General features: G+C 39.2%; 20 protein-coding genes. 10 read left to right on the top strand and 10 right to left on the bottom strand.

Annotated features, from left to right (window positions below):
• On the bottom strand, positions 1-535 hold a 535-nt coding region (locus I6F10_RS15760; protein ID WP_197099110.1), incomplete at its 3' end, for an IS30 family transposase.
• Positions 536-655: 120 nt separating this feature from the next.
• On the opposite strand from I6F10_RS15760, the gene I6F10_RS15755 reads away from it, so the two are divergent.
• From I6F10_RS15755 to I6F10_RS15740, 4 genes are all read left to right on the top strand, one after another.
• On the top strand, positions 656-1,159 hold the full coding sequence (locus tag I6F10_RS15755) for an Mpo1 family 2-hydroxy fatty acid dioxygenase (protein WP_197099109.1): 504 nt from the start codon (positions 656-658) through the stop codon (positions 1,157-1,159).
• 59 nt (positions 1,160-1,218) lie between these two features.
• Complete coding sequence (locus I6F10_RS15750; protein WP_197099108.1) at positions 1,219-2,010, top strand: SDR family oxidoreductase; 792 nt, start codon at positions 1,219-1,221, stop codon at positions 2,008-2,010.
• Between the two features lie 61 nt (positions 2,011-2,071).
• Positions 2,072-2,665, top strand: a complete 594-nt coding sequence (locus tag I6F10_RS15745) for a DUF2238 domain-containing protein (protein WP_149604942.1) — start codon at positions 2,072-2,074, stop codon at positions 2,663-2,665.
• Between the two features lie 52 nt (positions 2,666-2,717).
• Positions 2,718-3,104 (top strand): GNAT family N-acetyltransferase, encoded by a 387-nt coding sequence (locus tag I6F10_RS15740; RefSeq protein ID WP_165742826.1) that lies wholly within the window; start codon positions 2,718-2,720, stop codon positions 3,102-3,104.
• A 22-nt stretch (positions 3,105-3,126) separates the two neighbouring features.
• Here the strand turns inward: I6F10_RS15740 and I6F10_RS15735 are convergent, their stop codons facing one another.
• The 5 genes from I6F10_RS15735 to I6F10_RS15715 all read right to left on the bottom strand — a co-directional run bounded on the left by I6F10_RS15735 (position 3,127) and on the right by I6F10_RS15715 (position 7,821).
• Positions 3,127-4,035, bottom strand: a complete 909-nt coding sequence (locus tag I6F10_RS15735; protein ID WP_442960864.1) for a hypothetical protein — start codon at positions 4,033-4,035, stop codon at positions 3,127-3,129.
• Positions 4,036-4,120: 85 nt separating this feature from the next.
• Entirely contained in the window at positions 4,121-4,645 is a 525-nt protein-coding gene (locus tag I6F10_RS15730; protein ID WP_165744364.1) for a hypothetical protein, read from the bottom strand.
• Positions 4,646-4,901: 256 nt separating this feature from the next.
• Positions 4,902-5,537 (bottom strand): DUF4145 domain-containing protein, encoded by a 636-nt coding sequence (locus I6F10_RS15725; protein ID WP_165744363.1) that lies wholly within the window; start codon positions 5,535-5,537, stop codon positions 4,902-4,904.
• Between the two features lie 769 nt (positions 5,538-6,306).
• Positions 6,307-6,486 carry a DUF6435 family protein gene (locus I6F10_RS15720; protein WP_007375469.1) on the bottom strand — a complete coding sequence of 60 codons (180 nt, stop codon included), beginning with the start codon at positions 6,484-6,486 and terminating at the stop codon, positions 6,307-6,309.
• A gap of 159 nt (positions 6,487-6,645) precedes the next feature.
• Positions 6,646-7,821, bottom strand: a complete 1,176-nt coding sequence (locus I6F10_RS15715; RefSeq protein WP_197099106.1) for a PQQ-dependent sugar dehydrogenase — start codon at positions 7,819-7,821, stop codon at positions 6,646-6,648.
• A 239-nt stretch (positions 7,822-8,060) separates the two neighbouring features.
• Between I6F10_RS15715 and I6F10_RS15710 the strand changes: the two genes are divergently transcribed.
• From I6F10_RS15710 to I6F10_RS15700, 3 genes are all read left to right on the top strand, one after another.
• Positions 8,061-9,095, top strand: a complete 1,035-nt coding sequence (locus I6F10_RS15710; protein ID WP_165744361.1) for a flavin reductase family protein — start codon at positions 8,061-8,063, stop codon at positions 9,093-9,095.
• The gene (locus I6F10_RS15705) at positions 9,092-10,144 is read left to right on the top strand and encodes a fatty acid desaturase family protein (protein WP_197099105.1); all 1,053 of its coding nucleotides are present in this window, start codon (positions 9,092-9,094) and stop codon (positions 10,142-10,144) included. Before I6F10_RS15710 ends, I6F10_RS15705 begins: the two co-directional genes overlap by 4 nt.
• 191 nt (positions 10,145-10,335) lie before the next feature.
• Positions 10,336-11,337, top strand: a complete 1,002-nt coding sequence (locus I6F10_RS15700; protein WP_257983256.1) for a branched-chain amino acid aminotransferase — start codon at positions 10,336-10,338, stop codon at positions 11,335-11,337.
• An 81-nt stretch (positions 11,338-11,418) separates the two neighbouring features.
• Here I6F10_RS15700 and I6F10_RS15695 read toward each other — a convergent pair whose 3' ends face one another.
• Together I6F10_RS15695 and I6F10_RS15690 are read right to left on the bottom strand one after the other, a co-directional pair.
• Positions 11,419-13,989: a TonB-dependent receptor plug domain-containing protein gene (locus tag I6F10_RS15695; RefSeq protein ID WP_165744359.1), complete on the bottom strand. Its 2,571-nt coding sequence runs from the start codon at positions 13,987-13,989 to the stop codon at positions 11,419-11,421.
• 668 nt (positions 13,990-14,657) lie between these two features.
• Positions 14,658-14,972 carry a DUF962 domain-containing protein gene (locus I6F10_RS15690; RefSeq protein WP_165744358.1) on the bottom strand — a complete coding sequence of 105 codons (315 nt, stop codon included), beginning with the start codon at positions 14,970-14,972 and terminating at the stop codon, positions 14,658-14,660.
• Positions 14,973-15,135: 163 nt separating this feature from the next.
• Between I6F10_RS15690 and I6F10_RS15685 the strand changes: the two genes are divergently transcribed.
• The gene (locus I6F10_RS15685; RefSeq protein ID WP_165744357.1) at positions 15,136-17,292 is read left to right on the top strand and encodes a prolyl oligopeptidase family serine peptidase; all 2,157 of its coding nucleotides are present in this window, start codon (positions 15,136-15,138) and stop codon (positions 17,290-17,292) included.
• A gap of 111 nt (positions 17,293-17,403) precedes the next feature.
• On the opposite strand, the gene I6F10_RS15680 is transcribed toward I6F10_RS15685, so the two are convergent.
• Positions 17,404-18,696, bottom strand: a complete 1,293-nt coding sequence (locus I6F10_RS15680; protein ID WP_165744356.1) for an anti-phage deoxyguanosine triphosphatase — start codon at positions 18,694-18,696, stop codon at positions 17,404-17,406.
• Positions 18,697-18,944: 248 nt separating this feature from the next.
• Between I6F10_RS15680 and I6F10_RS15675 the strand changes: the two genes are divergently transcribed.
• Positions 18,945-19,751: a glucosaminidase domain-containing protein gene (locus I6F10_RS15675; RefSeq protein ID WP_165744355.1), complete on the top strand. Its 807-nt coding sequence runs from the start codon at positions 18,945-18,947 to the stop codon at positions 19,749-19,751.
• Positions 19,744-20,412, top strand: a complete 669-nt coding sequence (locus I6F10_RS15670; protein ID WP_442960863.1) for a DUF2987 domain-containing protein — start codon at positions 19,744-19,746, stop codon at positions 20,410-20,412. Before I6F10_RS15675 ends, I6F10_RS15670 begins: the two co-directional genes overlap by 8 nt.
• 63 nt (positions 20,413-20,475) lie before the next feature.
• Here I6F10_RS15670 and I6F10_RS15665 read toward each other — a convergent pair whose 3' ends face one another.
• The gene (locus I6F10_RS15665; RefSeq protein WP_165744354.1) at positions 20,476-21,480 is read right to left on the bottom strand and encodes a LacI family DNA-binding transcriptional regulator; all 1,005 of its coding nucleotides are present in this window, start codon (positions 21,478-21,480) and stop codon (positions 20,476-20,478) included.
• Positions 21,481-21,539: the final 59 nt, after the last annotated feature.

Raw genomic sequence — 21,539 nt, 5'->3', positions numbered from 1 at the left:
CTATGACGGTATCTATTTCCCAATCTCCGATACGGCCTTTCTCATCAACTATTTGTGGGCGCTCTTCAATGCTAACGCGATTTTTTATTTGCCCTCGGTTTGTTTTACCATGACTGCGCCTGTGATATTTCTTACCGTGTCGGCGCAGATGTAGGTATAAATCACCACCTGCTTTTTTATCTTCCCAGATATACAGATAAATGCATTCATGGCTGACAGACTGTTCACTTTCTTTGCGTAACCATCCCGTTATTTGTTCAGGACTCCACTTCTCATTAAGCTTCTGGGTAATTAAAGCTATCATTTCAGGTGTCATCTTAAGCGGTTTTCTTGCACTTCTTCGGCGAAACAAAGCCCGCTCATGAGCTTGTTTGTGTCTGTAACCTCGCTTACCTGTATTTCTAGAAAGCTCTCTTGAAATCGTAGATTGCGATAAATTAGTTAGCTCAGCACTACTTTGTTGCGTAAAACCGCTTTTCTTTAGAACGGCGATCTGGCAGCTTTGCGCATAGGTCAGTTGTTTGTAATGTCTCATTGTAAAATCTCTTGCCGGAGAAAAAGTAGTTAGCTTATGAGCAACTGACCACTTAATCTAGCCAAAACAAGTTATGCACTTACAATTTGAATCTAGGTATATAAAAATAAAGGCAAAACAATGAAAACACTTCAACAGCAACTTGGTAAATATGGTTTGTATCATCGTTCTAAGCGTAATGTACTAACGCACTTTATTGGTATTCCGCTCATTGTATTTGCAGCGTTGTGTTTACTAGCGCGCATTCAAATACCCCTTGGTAGTATAGTAATTGATGGTGCACAACTTTTTGTATTAGCGTCGGTTGTTTATTATTTTATGCTGAGCTTTTCGCTTGGCTTTATTATGGCCGTGATATTCACTTTACTCCTTGTTGGTGCTCAGCCTATTGCGGCAATGGCGTTTTGGCCTTGGTTGAGTATTGGCGTAGTTGTGTTTGTATTTGGCTGGGTATTGCAGTTTATTGGGCACTATTACGAAGGTAAAAAACCGGCGTTTGTAGATGACCTAATTGGTTTAATTATTGGCCCTTTGTACGTAACCGTTGAGCTACTATTTTTAATGGGTTTTTACAAAACATTAGAAGATGAAGTAAACGCAATAGCAGGCCCTACAAAAGCGTAAAATACATTACTAAGTACTTTAATAAAACCTAATAAATAACAATAAAAGGCAGATAACGCATGCAATATAATAATAAAACCGTGTGGATCACCGGCGCATCATCAGGTATTGGTAAAGAGCTTGCTATACAATTTTCCGAGCTTGGAGCGCGCGTAATTTTATCGGCGCGCAATGTAGATAAACTAAACGATTTAAAAGCAACCCTTAAAGGCGTGGGGCACTTGGTTGTACCGCTGGACTTAGCCCAGCCAGAGCAGGTACTGAGCACAATAACTGCGCAAATGAGCAAGCTTCCTGCAATTGATATTTTAATTAATAACGGCGGGGTATCGCAGCGTAGCTTATTTTTAGAAAACGACTTTAACGTGTATCGCCAATTAATGGAGGTTAATTACTTTGGCTTAATTGCACTTACTAAAGCTATATTGCCTACTATGGTGGCAAGGCGCAGTGGCTCAATTGTGTCTATTAGTAGTGTGGCGGGTAAAGTAGGTTCAAAATTTAGAACGGGTTATTCGGGTTCTAAATATGCGGTTGTTGGCTTTATGGATTGCCTACGTGCAGAAGTAGCACAACATAATATTCATTGTTTAACAATTTGCCCAGGCTCTATTAAAACAGCGATTGCACATAACTCACTAAACGAGCAAGGCATAGCGCAAAATAAACCAGAAGAGTCGATAGAAAATGGCATGGATGTAAGCGTAGCGGCTTCAAAAATGATTCGTGCCATTAGCGATAAAAAAGACGAAGTGATTATTGGTAAAGGTTTAAGTGGTTGGGCGCCCACAATTAAGCGCTTTTTTCCTACTTTGTTTAATAGGCTAAGCGCAAAAATAAACTATAGGTAGCGTCGTTTATTTCAAAGGCGTAAAATGCCGTAGATTTGATCAAATTAGAAAAGGATTCTAAATGAAGTATTTATGGCTGAGCCTGTTTTTTATTGTATTAATTTGGTCTGGTATTAACCCAAAAGATCAATTTACATGGCTGCTTGAAGTTATCCCCGCAATTATTGGTTTAGTGCTGCTAGCAAGTACCTATAGCCACTTTAAACTTACCCCTATTTTGTATACATTTATTTTAGCGCATTGCATAGTGCTGATGATTGGCGGGCATTACACCTACGCCGAAGTCCCTTTGTTCGATAACCTATTTGGTAGCGAGCGTAATAACTACGACAAAGTAGGGCACTTTTTTCAAGGGTTTGTACCTGCACTACTAGCACGCGAAATTTTACTGCGCAAAAAAGTAGTAAATGGTCGAGGCTGGTTAATCACCTTTGTTATTTCGGTATGTTTAGCATTTAGCGCCTTTTACGAATTAATAGAGTGGTGGGTTGCAGTGTTAAGCGGCGAAAACGCAGAAGCGTTTTTAGGCACGCAAGGTTACGTGTGGGATACCCAATCAGATATGGGACTGGCGTTATTTGGGGCTATTTGCTCATTGTTAGTACTTTCAAAAGTACACGACAAACAGCTAAAAAACGTTAAAGATTATTTATAGAAAAAGTTATATAAACGCTTATAAAAGCATTGGTAAAAAAGACTATTAACTTATGAGCGCAAACATTAGTAACTACTCAATTAGCACAGACAAAAGCAAACTCAACTTTAACGTTATTTATAACTCAATGTGCTTTGGTGTTTACAGCGATCATAACCAGCAAGTTGGATTTGCCCGAGTGGTTACCGATAAAGCAACCTTTGCCTATTTAGCAGATGTATTTATTGCCCCGCACTTGCAAGGTAATGGGCTGAGTAAATTACTTATTAAAACGATAGTAGAGCACCCTGAGCTGCAAGGGCTCAGGCGCTTTTTATTAGCGACATCGGATGCCCACGGGCTTTATGCGCAATACGGATTTAAGCCAATAGATAACCCCGCACTACTAATGCAAATAAATCCTGAGAATGTGTATGATAAAAATAATCGTGAGGTCTAATAAACGGGGGCGAATATTGTTGTTATAAGCAATTTCCTGTCACATAGCGCCTAGATAGGTTCGTTAGCTTACGATTTTTTGATTCCAACTTAATGCGAACATTATCCCAATCAAGAAACACCTGCACCCTTTTAATTATTGTATCAATCGGTTCTCCTGATTCATAAGCAGTCGCACATAACCCAAGACTATGCCCATTATTTGAATCTTCATAGCTTGATATGACACCTTCAATCAGCTCTCTTGAGTTTTTAACACTCTCCTCAATTAAACCTCTTATCTGAATATGAACATAATTAATCGATTCAACATACTTTCTTGTTGTACTAATCAACTCAACATTACCATTCATCTCATTTACGACTGCTTTTTTAAAAGCTTTATCATTTTCAAGTTCACTTTTATGCGAGAAAATTTTAGTACCGCATTCCATTAAGCGATTTTCTTCAGGAGGTAACCAACGAGAACCATGCTTTGTAGCATGTACGGCTAGACCTCTATGTTGCACATAATTACGAAGTGCTTCCATAAACCTATATTCAAAATTTTCATCGTATTCTTTAGAAAAGAAGGCTTTAACTTTACTAGAAGAATCAGGTACGCAGATCTTAGTATGCTGTTGAATTTGATCAATATATAATTTCGTTGATGTTAATAAGTTTACAATTCGCTTATTACAGGCCAATCTAATATCGAAAAACCCAGAATATTCCGAGGAGCTATAAAGAATATCTTCCGCTGTCACATTAAGAACTTCTTTTTCAAGGTCTAAATAATTACCGATTAACAACTCATATTTTTCTTCAATCGCCATTGCAGCAGATAATTGATTAAGCGCGGTCACAATAGAGTTAAACTTTTCTTCGTCTATTTCTAAAACAGGAGATCGACCTGCGGCATTAATTGTTAAACGATATTTCAAGTAACACACCTTTTTGCTTATAGCGCCTTACTGAGCGGCGCGAAAATAATTTCGAGGAACGAAGCTAGCCAACTATTTAGCGTTCGTTTGAGTATTAGCCTGGATATATAGAGTTAAACTCTTTTTTACTAATGTTTTCTCTCTTTTTTTCAAATGCTTCTTGTTCTTCTCTTTTAAATTTTTTCATTTCTTCATCAAATTTTGCTGAATTAATACGTAAGTTCCACATGTGACCAACTGCGACAGTAGTTGCTATTACAATTGTAGCTCCTGCCCATGCAGCTTTATTTTCAGCAACTATAACCAGCACTTTATAAATAGGTTCAAATTCAGAGTACTGAATACCAAATTGTAAAAGCAATGTATAAAGAAACATAAACAAACCAATTAAAAATAAACCTAATATCGAAAACATGCCTAAGTAGTACATAATCGAAGAACTAAAAACCCACGTATTTCTAACTACAGTTGGTATGGAAATTAATAACAGAAGAAACCTATGCCCAATCTCTAGAACAACTTCATTGTATTTATCAGGTAAAAAAGGCCTTAATAGATAAGAAATAATCCATACAATGAAACAGGTACTAAATAAAAATATAATATTATCGAAAGACACAGTAATTCCCTATACGCATAACGAGGTTGTAGAATAACTCCAACAGCCAAATTCAATTAAAAATGAGTTCCTGTAATTAACTCTAAGTGTTTTTAAAGCATTAGGAAATGCATTTGGAACCTATAAAACAAGCTGTTTTTCTTAAAAAAGAGTAATTCTACAGCCTCAACGCCCGCTTAAGCGGACAGAATTGTTGGTTATAACCTTGTGAGGAACGAACGATAGACAACTGTTTTTGTTCCGTTTAAAGTGCTTGTTAAGTGTTTTTGACACCATCACGTTTTTCTACTGCCTTTAGCGCTCCAGCAGGAAGAACATTATACAAATCGGCTATTTTTTTAGGTTGAGAGATCCTCACTTCTACAATGAAGTTAATCATTTCAAATAGGCTATGTGCAATATCTGGTTTATCGCTTATTTCTATTTCCCCTGGATGCACGGCATTATTCCCAACAACTCGACAATAATCTAATGCTTGCTGTACTTCCACGGGCAATCCTTTTGATACCAACGAGCCTATATCTTCGTTAATATTTTTACCTTTTTCACCTAACTCAGATAATAGCTTTTGAATAGCGAGTCTTAAAAGAGCTGCAGATGCTCGCGGCGACCTAGCAACAATATCTCTAGCCTCATTGTAATCATCTATACATGAATCAGGTAAATCTAAGTGAGGCGGTGGGACAGGAGCAGACGAAGGTACAATCATAATTTCGTTATACCAAAAACACTCCTTGTTACAGTGAGAACAAGTACTGCAAGTAAAGTCTGTTCCTAGAGCTCGATTGTATTTATGGTTATACAAACTTGACCAATGTTGTTTTGCATAAACACTACAATGCAAACAATGGAACTGTTCTTGCTCGTAGGTTGGGGGATAATACTTGCTCATTTACAACTCCATTGTTGAGAAACACTTAACACTTTAGTATTTATGCAATACGCAGTTTGTGTTGCATAATCGCTTGTTGGACTGAGGCGCTACCTGCTCGGTGTGTTCGCGTTGGTATTGTTTATGCTATGGGAATTTGCTTTTTATGGCCTAACGATATCTAGCCAATTTCATTGACGTGTATATCGTATCTAAGCTATCCCTGCGTTACTCAGCGTTTATTATGTCTCTATTAAACCTAATATTTAACAGCTAAGCAATGATATTTTTCACTCGCATAGCCGCTACTAGCCTTAGCAATTCAGCAGGTTAACTCATTGATTCTATTCAGCAGGCTCGCCCGCTAACTCGTTCGCTCTGTTGTAAGGATTGCTGTTTCCGACGCTGATATACCAATAAATCGTAAGATGCCAACCTTGTAAATCATTTAACAGCCAGTAAAAAATGGCTGCGATAACGTAAGCAACCGCTTTAAGTACGCTTATTTGTGTAGGCGTATTATAAAAGTTGGTTTAAGGATGGTTGAGGCTGTAAAAACGAGGTCATTAATTATTTACTAAACGCATCTACCTACTTTTAAAACAGGGCAGACGAGTTTAAGTATACTGATACCAATCGACTTAAATATTTAGCTTTTCTAGCGTGCTAAATACAGCGTTAACGGCGTTATAAATTTCTCATGTAGAACAACTACATGTCGAAATTTATGCCTTGTTATCACTTTATTTATCCGTCGCTATAAATGTCTAATAACTTAACACGATTGGTATTATTTGGCTTTTTTAGCCTCTAGAGTTTCTATTTCACTCCAGATTTTTTCTGCTTCTGCACTTAACATAGCGAAGCTTTTAATGTCGCCTTTTCTTTGTGCCTGCATGCCTTGCTCTAGTTTTACGTCGTATTCTTTACGCAGTTTTTTTACGGGATCAGGCTTTAAAAATGAAAACATTAGCATTCTCTTAATTTATTAAATTATATGTAGTTAGTGTACGCATTAATGGGCTTAATAGTTCTTTGTTTGGTGAAAATGTTTACTTTGCGCTTTTAAAGCGCAGAGTAAACAGGGTGTAATTATTAACGTACTGTGTGCTAGTTCTGGTTCTAATGCTTACGTTTCTGGCTCTAGGCGTTTAATACCTTGCCCATCAATACCTAAATAAATAAAACCATCACTGCCTTGGGCTAAGCTGCGTACTCTGCCAATTCCATCGAGTATTTTATATTGCTTAACAACCTTACCTTTTGAGAGCTCTAGTGCGCTAATGAATGCAAATTTCATTGATGCTAGTAATAGCTTACCTTTAAGCTTTGGGTATTTATCACTCGTTACATACAACATATCGGAAGGGGCAATTGAAGGGGTCCAATGTAATACGGGCGATTGCATGCCGTCTTTTTCTTTAAGGTCGGTAAACTTGGTACCGCTGTAGTTAACGCCATAGCTTACTAAAGGCCATCCGTAGTTAGCGCCTTTTTTTATTATATTAAGTTCATCGCCGCCGCGTGGTCCGTGCTCGTGAGACCATAAAATATTGTTTTGATTATTAAACCACATGCCTTGTGGGTTACGATGTCCATAAGACCATGCTGCATGTTTTGCATCTTTTTGTTTAACAAACGGATTATCACTTGGGATATTACCATTTTCGTGTAAGCGATAAATTTTACCGCCATCACGAGTGAGATCTTGCGGGTTTATGTCGCGCGAGCCGCGATCGCCAATTGAAAAATAAACATAACCTTCATCATCAAACACAATACGGCTGCCGTAGTGCTGGCCTTTGGTACTATTATGCTCGCCTTTGTATAGCAATTGCTGATCAGACAACTGCGTATGATCGCTATTTAGCTTGGCGCGCATTAAGGCGGTGTTACTTCCGCTTCCTTTGCCTTCACTACTTGAGTAACTAAAGTACAGCCATTGGTTTTGCTTACTATCGGTGTGTAGTGCTAAATCAAGCAATCCACCTTGGCCATTAGCGTCAATGTCAGGAAGCCCAGAGACCTTAGTTAATTTAGTGGTATTTTTAGGTAATAAAAATAACGCTCCACTGCGCTCAGATATCAATAAATCACCATTAGCTAAAGGCTCAATAGCCCATGGTATAACCACACCTTCTGCCGCTGTTACTGCGTTAACGCTAAGCGATAAAGTATCGAGCTGTTTATAGTTTTTTACGTAATCGCTTTTTGCATGCGCGGGTGCGTTAGTAGCAAATATAGCAACGGCTAAGCCCGTATTTATTAGTTTATGGAGTGTGTTATGTGACATTAAATTTATCATTATGGCTTCCAAAATTAATCCAATCTTACATAACCTTATCATGGCATAAATAAATTTGTTAAGTGTTGAGTTGAATGAAAAATGCACACTTACATATTTTAAAATTATCTCCTAACAGAAATTGTTTAAGCAAATTGCGCTAATAAAAATTGAATAATTACTCTATTGGGGTTGAAAACTTAAAATTTGAGCGTACACGTGTAAGTTCAAAGTAATTAAGATTTGATAGAGATTTAACCATGATGACTCAAGTATTAAACCAATTTTCAAAATGGTTTTTACACCATCAAAGTTTTGCAGGCTACATAGAGCCCGTAATGCAGGTGTTTAAACCTACGTGGCGTGCAGGGCAGTTTAGGGCGCAAGTAGTTAGTACAGCTGTGCTTGATGGCGGTTTTGTAAGTGTGCTACTTAAGCCAAGCAAACAATGGCAGGCGCATACGTCAGGGCAGCATATAAGTTTAACGGTTGAAATTAATGGGCGATTATTAACACGCGTTTTTACCGTGGCTTCAAGCGCTCAGCAATTTAAAAATACAGGTTTAGTGCGCTTACTAATCAAAACAAATGCGCAAGGGCGCTTTACTGGCTTACTCAGCAGCGCATTAAAAGCGGGTTTGTGGTGTAATATTTCTGCGCCAAGTGGCGACTTTGTATTCAAAAATACACACACGCCAGTCACTTTTATTGCAGGCGGCTCGGGTATAACACCTATGCTTGATAATTACTTAAGCCAAACTACGCAAAAAGTGTCGTTGGTGTATTACGCAAAAGCCACTGAGCATCAATGTGTTGATGAGCTAAGTGAGTTGGCAGCGCAATTTGAGCATTTTTCGTTTTTATTATTAACGCGTGAGCAATCAAGCGATATAACCAGCAATATTAAGCCGTGGGAAAACCCAGATATTTACTGCTGTGGCCCTGCAGCATTTATGCAAACGGTGAGCGATTTTGCTAAAACGCATAAGCTAAATTACTACCAAGAAGCCTTTGGTTTAGCGTTGCCTAGCTTAAACGACGACAGCCAATTTAATGTAAAAATTAACGCCAGTGCCCATGTTATATCGGGCAACGATGTTTTACTGACTCAGTTTGAAGAAAAAAAGCTACCCGTTAAACGCGGTTGCGGTATTGGTATTTGCCATCAATGCCAATGTATTAAAAAGTCAGGCGTGGTACGTAATTTAAAAACAGGTGAATTGAGTGACAACGGCGAGCAATTAATACAACTTTGCGTAAGCCAACCTGTTAGTGATTTGGAGTTACAATTATGAAAAACATTAACTACGACATGCTCGCAAACGAGCTAGATGCCATTAAAATGGACACCCTTGGCAAAGTTGGCCAACAAGATGCTGACTATATTCGCTCTGTTGTACGCAAACAGCGAGTGTGTGAATGGAGCGGGCGAATTTTGCTAATGCTTGGTTTTATTCAGCCATTATTATGGGTTGCAGGCGTGTTGTTATTAGCACTTGCTAAAATTTTAGACAATATGGAAATTGGCCACAATGTAATGCATGGTCAATACGATTGGATGAACGACAAGCAACTTAACTCACAGCATTATGAATGGGACATAGCGTGCGATGGACAAAGTTGGCACCGCGTTCATAACTTTGAGCACCATACTTATACTAATATTATTGGTAAAGACAGAGACTTTGGTTATGGCTTGTTGCGTTTAAGCGATGATTTTAAGTGGCGCTTTAAAAATGTATGGCAGTTTTTTACGTATATTAATTTAAGTGTGTTATTTCAGTGGGGTGTGTCGTATCACGAGCTAGCTGCAGAGCGTGTTTTTATTGGTAAAAAGAAAGAAAACCGCGAAGGGCTTGTATCACACTCTACATTAAAGCAACGCTTTTTTAGTAAAGGCGCTCGCCAGTTAATTAAAGATTATGCGATATTTCCGTTACTTGCAGGGCCTTTATTTTTATGGGTATTTGCGGGTAATTTAGTGGCAAACTTAATCCGTAATTTATGGACGTCGACCATAATATTTTGTGGTCACTTTACTGAAGAAACGCAAACTTTTAAGCAAGAAGACTGCGTAAACGAAACGCAAGGGCAGTGGTATTATCGCCAAGTACTGGGCTCGTCTAATATTAAAGGGTCGCATTGGTTTCATGTTTTAACGGGGCATTTGAGCTGCCAAATAGAGCATCACTTATTTCCTGATATGCCGTCTTCGCGCTATCAAGAAGTTGCACCTCAAGTACAAGCCGTTTTGAAAAAACACGGTATTGATTACCATACAGGTAACTTTTTTAAACAGTATACCTCAGTGTTAAAACGTATTATTAGATATTCGTTCAAGTAAATTATTTACCTTTAAGAATTGGCTAGTGTAACTGCATTAGCCGATTTTTTTGTTTATAGCACCCCGTGCGGTTAATTAGTAAACAGCACTTGCAAAAATTTCTCATAGTAAATTAAAAAAGCCTTACTTTAGCTATGGTTAAATAGCGTGTGATTGTCATACAATGGAGGAAAATAGACCACACAAGAGAGATTAAAATGGCCGCATTTGGTACCGTGTTTATGCCGCAGATGATTCAAGCTCGTTTTTCTGATAATAAATGGAGCGAAAGCTCAATTGTCCCTTCCGATAAACTTGAACTTCATGCTGGTGCGCACGTTCTTCATTATTCAAGTACATGTTTTGAAGGCTTAAAAGCCTTTCGCCATGAAGATGGTTCTGTTTATCTTTTTAGAATGGATGCAAACATTGCACGCATGCAACAAAGCTCAGCGCTATTAAGCTTACCGAGTTTTGACAGCGATATGCTAAAAACGATGATTATCGATATTATGCGCGAATACGCAGATGAAACGCCTTTACCGCCGGGCTCTATGTATATTCGCCCAACGCACATTGGTACTGAGGCGGCAATTGGTAAAGCAGCAGCGCCATCAATGAGCTCGCTTTTGTACACGTTACTATCGCCAGTAGGTGATTACTTTGCCGGTGGTGCAACTGCACTGCGCGTGCTGCTTGAAGAAGATGGCATGCGCTGCGCCCCGCACATGGGAATGGTAAAAAGTGGTGGTAACTACGCCAGTGCTCTAGCACCTATTAGTGCTGCACGAACTAAGTATCAGGCAGACCAAATTTTATTTTGCCCAGGTGGCGACGTACAAGAAACCGGTGCTGCTAACTTTATACTTATTGATGGCAACGAAATTATTACTAAAGCGCTCGATAGCACGTTTTTACATGGTGTAACGCGTAATAGTATTTTAACCATAGCCAAAGATTTAGGTATGACGGTAAGCGAGCGTAACTTTAGCGTTACTGAGTTATTAGAGCGTGCTGCTAAACCAGGTACTGAAGCGGCGCTTTCGGGCACTGCAGCTGTACTAACTGCTGTGGGTACGTTTATTCATAACGACAAAGAATACAAAGTAGGTACTGGCGAGCCAGGCCCAACTACTGCGCGCCTTCGCCAAGCATTGAACGATATTCAATGGGGTAAAAGTGAAGACAAACACGGCTGGTTAACTAAAATCTAATTATAGATTTATCAGCAACTCGCATTAAAAAGCCACCCAATCGGTGGCTTTTGTGTGTTTGGTTACTTTAAGCTTTGCTTATTAGAACTTCATTTCTATTTTACCGTACACGTAGCGTCCGTTAAATCCATACGGCGAGAAGCTAGAGTAAGCAAATAAACGTGAGAAGGTGGTTACATCGTCAACATTTTCACGGGTTGCATCTGGATAAACATCAAAAATGTTATTAGCCCCTAAGCTCAGCGATAAGTTTTCGCTAAGCGAGTAGGCGACATCCAAGTCGGTTATCCATTTAGGCTTAAGCACTTCGTTACGTTCTGGGATATCTGAAGGGTCTTGAGTTTCGCCGTAACGTGTTGTTCTAAGCGTGGTACGTATGTCGTCGTTAGTCCATGTTGCGCTTAAGTTGTACTTATTACGCGGTGTGCTTACTTCAAAACGACGTAGCTCAGTGCCTGAGAACAAGTTGTCTTGATCAAACCCTGCACCTTGAAGCTCTGCTGGTGGGTCGATAATATTTGTTACTTCATTTTTACCGTAGTTGTAACCTAGGTTAAAGGCTAAATCGCCATAACCATCAGTTGCTACATTATATGAGGCAACCACATCCACACCACGGGTCTTACTGTCAATTGCATTTAAGAAGAAACGACCTTGGTTAGCGCCTGTGCCTTGAAGTAAATCGGCAATAGCATCGCCCGATAAGTTGTTTGATAACACAATGCGGTCATCAATTAATATTTGGTAGTAATCAACCGATAAGCTGAAATTAAAGTCGGTAGACCATGTAAAACCAACGCCGTAGTTAGTAGCTTCTTCAGCATCAAGACCAGGTGAGCCCAGTGCTTTTGCTACATCGCTGCTTGGTGCGAACGTACCTGTTTCGGTTGGTTCGCCATCAACAAATACAGTGGCCACTGAGGTAAAGTATTGTTGCTGCAAAGAGGGTGCTCTAAAGCCAGTTGATACAGAGGCGCGCAGCGCTAAGTCTTCAGTTAATGAATAACGAGTCGCAACTTTACCGTTAAGTGTATCGCCAAAGTCTGAGTAATCTTCATAACGGGCGGCAACCGCTAAATTCCAATCGTCGGTTAGGTAGGTTTCAAGGTCTATATACAAGCTCACGTTATGGCGGCTATTGTCGCCCTCAGACTCGGGTGTAAACCCTGGGAATACTTGTGCGCCCGCTGCGCCAAATGGGCCATCAACTGGGTCGGTTACTTCGCCGCCTGGGCCAAATGACCCTTGTGCATATGAAGCTTCTTCGCCTGCATCTATTTGGTATCCTTCGCGGCGATACTCAGCACCTACAGCTACACTTACCGAGCTTTCTAAAAAGCTGACGTCTACTTCGCGGCTAAAATCAACGTTTAAAGTAAGTTGATCGTAGGTAAGTGTTCCTGCATCAAAGCTTGTTTGGCTAGTCGGGCCGTATGAGGTATTCAAGCTATTTATTACACCAAACTCAAATGCATCTTGACCATATACGGCCGATACATCGTAATTCCATTCACTTACAAAACCTTTAGCGCCAAGTGCCAGTGAAAAGTCATCTATGTCTGAGGTGATAACAGGCAAAAAGCCATCAGGATAAACTTCTTCTATATTACGGCTATCGCTTGCACGGCGATAAAAACCGCCGCCTTCGCCTTCGCGTTTGCTGTAAGAGCCAAACGAATATAAATCTACTTCGTTTGTTAATTGATACCCCGCGTTATAAAACACTGAAAAGTCTTCTACATCGCCATTACCAAAGTTATGGTTATATCGATTTACGGTAAGTTCACGTGGGTCGAGAGAGCCATCATCTAATCGTGCGTAGTTTTCACGGTTATCGTAGTCAGAGCGGTTAGTTGAATGGCGGTCGCGGTATTCTGTTGAAATGTTTAAAAAGCCATTATCGCCAAGTTCAAAACCCATATTACCTTGCAGCGTTAGTGTTTGGCCGTCTGTTAAAGAGCGATCGCCCCCTTCGGTAAAGGCTAAATTACCATCACTGCCTTCAGATACAGACTCAAGCTGTGGTACACCGTCCATTTCGGTTACGTTAGCACCATATATAGCCGCCACTGAGCCACCGCTGCTGGCACTTTTAAGCACAATATTAATAACACCGGCTATAGCATCAGAGCCATATTGGGCTGCTGCACCATCACGTAATACTTCAATGCGGTCGATAGCATTTGCTGGAATAGCATTTAAATCAACTGATGATGAACCACGACCCGTTGAGCCATTTAAGTTAAGTAATGCATTGCTATGGCGACGCTTACCATTAACAAGCACTAAAGTGTGATCAGGTGCTAAACCACGAAGTTGAGCAGGGCGAACATGGTCGCTGCCATCAGTAAGTGATGCTTGCGGAAAGTTAAAGCTAGGTAATAAACTGCTGAGCAGGGCATTCGTTTCAGTAAAGCCTGAATTTTTAAGTGCATCTGCACCAATTATATCGATGGGTACTGCGCTGTCTTCTACTGTACGGCCTAATCGGCGAGAGCCAATTACGCTTATTTGTTCGATGTTTTCTTCTGCTTTGGTTTCTTGCTCTACAGCATTTACTGAGAGCGAACCAACTAGTGCAGCTGATGCGCTCATTGCGAGTAATATTTGTGGTACTGATTGCTGTAATTTAAATAACGGTTTTCTATTCATGCTGTATTTCCCCATACCCATTGAATTATTTTATTTTTGTACAAAAAGATTAATACCAACCCGCAATAATACTTAATCATTTTTAGGGGCTAAACGTGCCGTTACCTGCGTTAAAAAATTCTCATTTAGAGCAACTAAATAGCGAATTTTTTGCCTAGCTATCAACACGTTTTTCCGTCCTCAAAATAGATCACTTAATTAAGCGGATTGGTATAAACTTTTTTGTTACCTTGAACATATACTTAATTAACAAAGCCAGTCAATTGAATAACATTCAATTAATTTAGGTGTTTTTATAATTACATTTGATTGTTTTTTATAATCGCCATTGTTTTAGTTATATAGGAAGGTAATTGCTAAGTAATTGATGGATAATGAATTATATTTAAAAATTAAGTTTAACATTTAATTAACTGGTAAGATGAGCTTGGCGGGTATGACTAATTACAAGTAAGAAGCCATTTTTATTGGGCTGGCAATAAACAACTGTTGAGCTATAAATATTTTTAAAAATATAAAATAAAAATACACCCATTAAATGTTAACTAAATTAACATTTGACGAGTGGTTTATAAATTATGTACTACTTAATCGAACCTATACTTTAAAGCATGAAGCAATTTTGTTTTTATAAGTAATTGGTATAAAAAAGAGTGCTAAAAATAGTGTTAAAATTTAATTTTTCCAATAAGCATATCTTTAAATATTACCCAATCTCCCCACAAACTGTAAAAAGGGTGTTTAAAAGTAGCTGGGCGGTTTTTTTCAAAAAAGAAATGCCCGATCCACGCAAACCCATATCCAATAACAGGTAATAGCCACAATAAACTGTAGTGTTGTTTTAATAATGCTATTGCGATTACAGCAAGAACAAGTGTACTTCCTACAAAATGTAAGCGACGGCAAGTCACGTTGCGGTGCTCTTTTAAATAATAAGGATAGAAGGCTTTAAAGCTTTTAAATGTGGGGTTTGTACTTTGCATTGTGTGCTCTTTTATTGTTTTTTATTTTATGAGGGTCGTGCTATTAAAGCGTAAGTTTACATTTGTTTACAGCGATAAATGACGCTTAACGCATCTAAATAGACAAAAGGGCTAAAAGTTAATAACTTAGTCGCACTATTAATAAATAAGAATGGAACTCAGGATGTTTAAACACACTCTAGCATGTGCTGTAATTGTAGCGCTTAGCGGCTGTTCAGAGCCAACTAATACGGTAACTCAAGAAGAAGTAAAAGCACCTATGAAGCAAGTTAACGCAGTTATATACCCAGAAACAAAAAAAGGCGATGTCGTAGATACCTACTTTGAAGAAGCCGTTAGCGACCCATATCGTTGGCTTGAAGATGATATGAGCGATGAAACTGCCGATTGGGTTAAAACGCAAAACAATTTAACGTTTTCTTATTTAGAACAAATACCTTATCGCGATAAGTTAAAGCAGCGCCTTGAAAAACTAATGAACTACGAAAAAATAGGTCCTCCTTTTACTGAAGGCGATTACACCTATTTTTATAAAAACGATGGCCTGCAAAATCAATATGTTTTGTATCGCAGTAAAGATGGCGGCGACGTAGAAGTATTTTTAGATCCAAACAAGTTTAGTGACGATGGTACGACGTCTATGTCGGGTTTATCGTTTTCAAAAGATGGCTCATTGCTCGCGTATCAAATATCTGAAGGTGGTAGCGATTGGCGTAAAATTATAGTTATTGATGCACATACTAAAGAGCAAGTTGAAGAAGCGCTTGTTGACGTTAAATTTAGTGGCATTGATTGGTTAGGCAACGAAGGTTTTTATTATTCAAGTTACGAAAAACCTAAAGGCAGTGAGCTTTCGGCTAAAACAGATCAGCATAAAGCGTATTACCATAAGCTAGGTACTGCACAATCTGCTGATAGTGTTGTATTTGGTGAAACTGATGAGCAAAAACATCGCTATGTAGGCGCGGATGTAACTCATGACGGCCGCTACCTACTTATTTCGGCAAGTACGTCTACGTCAGGCAATAAGCTGTTTATTAAAGATTTAACAAAAGAAAACAGTGAGTTTGTAACGGTTGTTGGAAATACTGATTCAGATACATCGGTTATTGATAACGAAGGCAGCATGCTGTTTTTAGTTACTAACCTTAATGCACCAAACAAGAAAGTAGTGACGGTTGATGCAAGTAACCCAAGCCCTGAAAATTGGGTTGATTTAATTCCAGAAACCAAAAACGTACTAAATCTTACAAAAGGTGGCGATACCTTTTTTGCCAACTACATGGTTGATGCGATTTCGCAGGTAAAACAGTACAACAAAAAAGGTGAGTTAATTCGCGAAATTACATTACCAGGCGTGGGTACTGCACGTGGTTTTAGCGGTAAAAAAGATCAAACAACGCTTTATTATTCGTTCACTAACTACAAAACACCAGGTACTACTTATACGTTTGATGTAACTACGGGTGAATCGGGTGTTTATCGTAAGTCGGCTATTGATTTTAATAGTGATGATTACACGTCTGAGCAAGTGTTTTACACATCAAAAGACGGCACTAAAATACCGATGGTAATTACCTATAAAACAGGCATTAAGCTTGATGGTTCAAACCCTACTATTTTATACGGTTACGGTGGTTTTAATATTAGTTTAACGCCAAGCTTTAGCCCCGTTAATGCAGTATGGCTTGAGCAAGGTGGTGTGTACGCCGTTGCTAATATTCGCGGTGGTGGTGAGTACGGTAAAGACTGGCACAATGCCGGCACTAAATTGCAAAAGCAAAATGTGTTTGACGACTTTATTGCGGCTGCTGAGTATTTAAAAGATAAAAAGTACACGTCTAAAAAGCGTTTAGCACTTCGCGGTGGATCTAATGGTGGTTTGTTAGTTGGCGCAGTAATGACTCAGCGCCCAGACTTATTTCAGGTGGCTCTACCTGCTGTAGGTGTACTTGATATGCTGCGCTACCATACATTTACTGCGGGTGCTGGTTGGGCATACGACTACGGCACCAGTGAGCAAAGCAAAGAAATGTTTGAATACATAAAAGGTTATTCACCACTTCATAATGTAAAAGCAGGTGTTGAGTATCCAGCGACTATGATTACAACCGGCGATCATGATGACCGCGTTGTTCCTTCGCATTCGTTTAAGTTTGCCGCTGAGCTTCAAGCAAAGCAAACAGGTAATAACCCAACGCTTATTCGCATAGAAACCAATGCGGGGCATGGTGCAGGTACTCCAACGAGTAAAACAATTGAGCAGTACGCTGATATATTTGGTTTTACGTTATACAACATGGGCGTAGAGTCGTTATAAAAGCGCTTTAACTAAATAGCTAACTTTAATAGCTGAGCAAAAAGGCCGAGTAAATTTGATTTACTCGGCCTTTTTAATGTTAGCAGTTAGCAGTTAGCAGTTAGCATTCAGCTACTGCATAGGTGAAAACAATCGTTGATACGTTTTATAAGCGTATTCGTCGGTCATTCCGCTCAAATAATCGCAAATTATACGCATACCTTGGTTTTGCTTTTGCGCTTCGATGTATTGTGCTTGTGTTGTTTCGGGCAATAAACGCAGCGGATCGCTAGCAAACGCGGTAAATAACTCTATTAGTAAGTTTTGACCTTTGAATTCTATTTGCTGCATTTCGGGGTCGCGTATTAAACGTTGAAACACAAAATGCTTAAGTATTTGCAATACACTGTCGTATTGGGCATCTAATTTAGCGGTGTACTTTAAAATAGGGCATTCAAAGTCATCGTTTTGTATATCTAAATGTATATGAATAATAAAGGTATTAACCAGCTCACCTATGGCATCTTTTCGCTCATAATCATTTTTTGAAAACAAACGCTTCGTGAGCGACTCAAGCATGGTGTTTAACCAGTCAAAATTTAGTGCTTTTAAATGAGGTAGAGCATGAGTTTGCCAATCGTCTAGCGTAAGTACATGGGTTGCAATGGCATCTTCTAAGTCGTGTACGGCGTATGCTATATCGTCGGCATGTTCCATTATTGCGCTATCGAGCGATTTATACGTTGTTTTAGCGCGGTACTTATCAATAGCGGCATGGTTACCCAGCAACGTTTTATCGTTTTGACTCAGTGGTTCTACTATCCAATTGAATATGGCTGCATCGTCGTTGTACAACCCTTTGGCAGGTCGCCAATCATCAGCTTTAATAAATGCACGACCGGTTGTGGCATCGGGAATGGTATGCCAAAGCGTATTAATAAACGCGGGGTATTTTATAAAACCTAATAAAGTACGACGAGTTAGGTTCATGCCGTGGCCATTACTGTAGGGCTCAAGTTTTGCAACTATGCGCAGTGTTTGTGCGTTACCTTCAAAACCACCGTGATCGCGCATCATGTAATTTAGCGCTATTTCGCCACCGTGGCCGAAGGGTGGATGGCCAATATCGTGCGCTAAACACAGTGTTTCGAGCAGTCCAGTTGATGGAAAGTGCGTAAAGTCGCTATGTTGCGCTTTTAAATGGCGCAATATGCCGGTACCAATTTGCGATACTTCTAAAGAGTGGGTAAGGCGAGTGCGGTAAAAGTCGTTTAGGCCAATACCCATAATTTGGGTTTTAGCTTGCAAACGCCTAAATGCTGCGGCATGAATAATACGCGAACGGTCGACCTGCCATGGCGAGCGGTTATCGTTAGGACGATGTTTATATTGCTCTATTATTCGGCTTTGCCATTGTTTATCCATACTGCTTACTCACACATAGTTAATATTATTAAACTTTGCTCAGTATACCCATGGACTTATAAATTGCGAATGAACAAATGCATTACATAGGCTCTGTTTTATCTAAAACCCAAATACATTGCTGAAAATTCAACCGTAAAAGGTCATCAAACCCCAGTTATTCGCGTTTATAAAGTGGCTTAGGTATAATGCGCCTTCGTATGCTTGTGTATTAACCATGCATAGTTGTTGTTTCAAAGAGAGAATACATGTTAAAAACGATTTTTAAGCTTTTACTAACCGTGTTTTTTGTATGGGCGCTTGCATATCCGTTTATACAAAATGATGATGTTGAGCTAAATGAACAAACGTCAGAACAACCAAAAAAAGTGAAGAAAAAAGAAAAACCATTACATAATGTAAAACTGCCAAAGTTTTCAGAATTTAGTGATGTTAAAGAAAAAAAACATGCATTTTTTAGCTTTATTCGTCCGCACGTTGAAGCCGAAAACAAAAAAATATTACAGCAACGCGCTAAGCTTGAAATAGCACGCATGATGCTACAAAACGAATTACCTTTAGAAAAAAAGCAAAGCAAAGATATTGCAGCAATATTAAAGTCGTACGGCTTACCAACCAGCATTGATACGCTAATACTTACGCAAGCACTACGCCGTGTTGATATAATTCCTAAAGAATTAGCGCTTATGCAAGCTGCAAATGAATCTGCGTGGGGCACATCGCGTTTTGCACGTATTGGCCTTAACTTTTTTGGTCAGTGGTGTTACACAAAAGGTTGTGGCATGGTACCAAAACGCCGTAATACTGAAGCTGCACACGAAGTTGCTGCGTTTAAATCGGTAAGAGCTGCTATAAACTCTTATTTTAAAAACATAAATACGCATCCTGCTTATAAAGATTTGCGCGCAATACGTGAAAACTTACGTCTTGAGCAAAAACCAATTTTAGCGACTGAACTTACACATGGTTTAATGTCTTACTCTGAGCGCGGTGAAGCGTATATAGAAGAGCTAAACACGATGATTAGCCAAAATAGAGCCTACTTTGATGAATAAATACATTTTTAATTGCACCAACGCCATTGCGTTAGTGCTGCTGGGCATGAGTGCATTTAATGTTAATGCTAGAGAATTTGTTATGTCGTATGACGGTTTTTATGACCGATTAAAAGTTGTTAACAAAGGCGACTTTCAATATGCGCGAGTTAATTTTTATATAAGTGATATAGCAACTAACGAAGCGTGTGCCATTAAAAGCGGCACTATTTTAACTGAAAAGAACGAGTACCCACTTAACTTTACAGATAAAGCACAATTACTATTACCGTTCGATAAGCAACTTGATACAGATAAAGCTGTTATTGTGGTGCAGCCACAAAATCCAGATCATGATTGCCAATTAAAACTTCAAATAGAAGCAAACGAACTTGAAGATTTAACGTTTTCAAAGCAGTCGTTATATACCATTAACGAAGAACTTGATGAGTTGTTAACTGACTTGTCGGGCTTTTTTGTAAGTAAATTAATGTGGTTTTTATTACCAGAGCAAAAGGGCGTGGCGGTTACATTTAAAAGCCCAATGCAATTTGATGATAAGAGCATAACGTGCGAAAAGTCTGTGTGTTATTTTGCAGTTGAAGATAACTGGGAAGATGATACCGCATCACTTGGCGATATATCGCAGGTTATTAAAGTAACGCCTTGGATTGTTAAGTAGCTCACATACAAAAGCGGCATTTAGCCGCTTTTTTGTACCAAAATTAGTATTCGCTTTTAGTCTTTATTTAATAAGTGGTGCCGATGAATCGCGCTGCATTAAAGTAGGTTCAAAAAAGCGATTTATAACAAGATTTTTATTTTGATAGACATCTTTAAGCACTAATTTAGCAGCCATTTCGCCCATTTTTCCGACAGGATTATCTATGGTCGTGAGTGTAGGGTACAGATAGTTTGCAAAAATAACGTTATCAAATCCAACAATCGATAAATCGTTTGGTAAATTATAACCGTGCTCTCGAGCATATTTCATAGCACCAGACGCCATTTCGTCATTGGCGCACACTAGTGCAGTAAAGCTGAGCTTTTCATCAATAAAATGTTTTAAGCCTTTACTACCACCGGTTTCGTTAAAGTCCCCAATGTAATAAAGCGCAGGATCAAATTTAATACCAGCCTCTGTGAGTGCTTGTTTATGACCCTCTAAGCGGTTAAAAGCATCGGCTTTAAACTGCGGACCTGCAATGTACGCTATTTGTGTATGGCCGTGATTTAATATCGATTTAGTGGCTAGGTAGCCACCTAATTGATTATCTAGGCTGATACAGTTATCTTTTAATTGCTCTACGTAACGGCTCATTAAATAAACGGGCGTAGAGCCTTTACTTAGTTTTATTAGGTAGTCGTCTGAAACGGCTTCTACGTGCAAAATAATAGCATCGCAGCGTCTGCTAATTAAAAACTCAATGCCTTCTTGTTCTTTGTCTTCTTCACTGTGGCCGGTGGTAATAATAACGTGTTTACCCGCAGCTCGAAGCTCCGATTCAATACCTGCCATCATTTGGGCAAAGAAAGGACCATGTAACTCAGATACTAAAATACCGACACTGTTAGTACAGTTAGAGGCTAAAGATTGCGCTATTGAGTTAGGCTTGTAGCCAAGCTGCTCCATGGCATCAAGCACTTTTTTTTTGGTTTTATCGCTTACACGGGTATTTTTGTTCATCACGCGAGAAACGGTGGCTAACGATACGCCCGCAAGCTCTGAGACTTGATAAATTGTTGCCATGTTATTTGTTCACTCGCTTATCCTTAACTAGGGTCTGTTGATCTTTGTGGATTAAAATT

The organism is Pseudoalteromonas sp. SWYJZ98, assembly GCF_015864495.1.
Taxonomy (GTDB): Bacteria; Pseudomonadota; Gammaproteobacteria; order Enterobacterales; family Alteromonadaceae; genus Pseudoalteromonas; species Pseudoalteromonas distincta.
The sequence above is the reverse complement of the archived record's forward strand: the minus strand, read 5'-3'. Positions and strand labels throughout refer to the sequence as shown.

What these genes read in the sequence shown, in the direction of transcription:
- I6F10_RS15750 (WP_197099108.1), top strand. Translation starts at nt 1,219, where the DNA reads ATGCAATATAATAATAAAACCGTGTGGATCACCGGCGCATCATCAGGT.
- I6F10_RS15680 (WP_165744356.1), bottom strand. Translation starts at nt 18,696, where the DNA reads ATGGATAAACAATGGCAAAGCCGAATAATAGAGCAATATAAACATCGT.
- I6F10_RS15745 (WP_149604942.1), top strand. Translation starts at nt 2,072, where the DNA reads ATGAAGTATTTATGGCTGAGCCTGTTTTTTATTGTATTAATTTGGTCT.
- I6F10_RS15695 (WP_165744359.1), bottom strand. Translation starts at nt 13,989, where the DNA reads ATGAATAGAAAACCGTTATTTAAATTACAGCAATCAGTACCACAAATA.
- I6F10_RS15720 (WP_007375469.1), bottom strand. Translation starts at nt 6,486, where the DNA reads ATGTTTTCATTTTTAAAGCCTGATCCCGTAAAAAAACTGCGTAAAGAA.
- I6F10_RS15740 (WP_165742826.1), top strand. Translation starts at nt 2,718, where the DNA reads ATGAGCGCAAACATTAGTAACTACTCAATTAGCACAGACAAAAGCAAA.
- I6F10_RS15665 (WP_165744354.1), bottom strand. Translation starts at nt 21,480, where the DNA reads ATGGCAACAATTTATCAAGTCTCAGAGCTTGCGGGCGTATCGTTAGCC.
- I6F10_RS15690 (WP_165744358.1), bottom strand. Translation starts at nt 14,972, where the DNA reads ATGCAAAGTACAAACCCCACATTTAAAAGCTTTAAAGCCTTCTATCCT.
- I6F10_RS15705 (WP_197099105.1), top strand. Translation starts at nt 9,092, where the DNA reads ATGAAAAACATTAACTACGACATGCTCGCAAACGAGCTAGATGCCATT.
- I6F10_RS15710 (WP_165744361.1), top strand. Translation starts at nt 8,061, where the DNA reads ATGATGACTCAAGTATTAAACCAATTTTCAAAATGGTTTTTACACCAT.
- I6F10_RS15670 (WP_442960863.1), top strand. Translation starts at nt 19,744, where the DNA reads ATGAATAAATACATTTTTAATTGCACCAACGCCATTGCGTTAGTGCTG.
- I6F10_RS15685 (WP_165744357.1), top strand. Translation starts at nt 15,136, where the DNA reads ATGTTTAAACACACTCTAGCATGTGCTGTAATTGTAGCGCTTAGCGGC.
- I6F10_RS15725 (WP_165744363.1), bottom strand. Translation starts at nt 5,537, where the DNA reads ATGAGCAAGTATTATCCCCCAACCTACGAGCAAGAACAGTTCCATTGT.
- I6F10_RS15715 (WP_197099106.1), bottom strand. Translation starts at nt 7,821, where the DNA reads ATGATAAATTTAATGTCACATAACACACTCCATAAACTAATAAATACG.
- I6F10_RS15755 (WP_197099109.1), top strand. Translation starts at nt 656, where the DNA reads ATGAAAACACTTCAACAGCAACTTGGTAAATATGGTTTGTATCATCGT.
- I6F10_RS15675 (WP_165744355.1), top strand. Translation starts at nt 18,945, where the DNA reads ATGTTAAAAACGATTTTTAAGCTTTTACTAACCGTGTTTTTTGTATGG.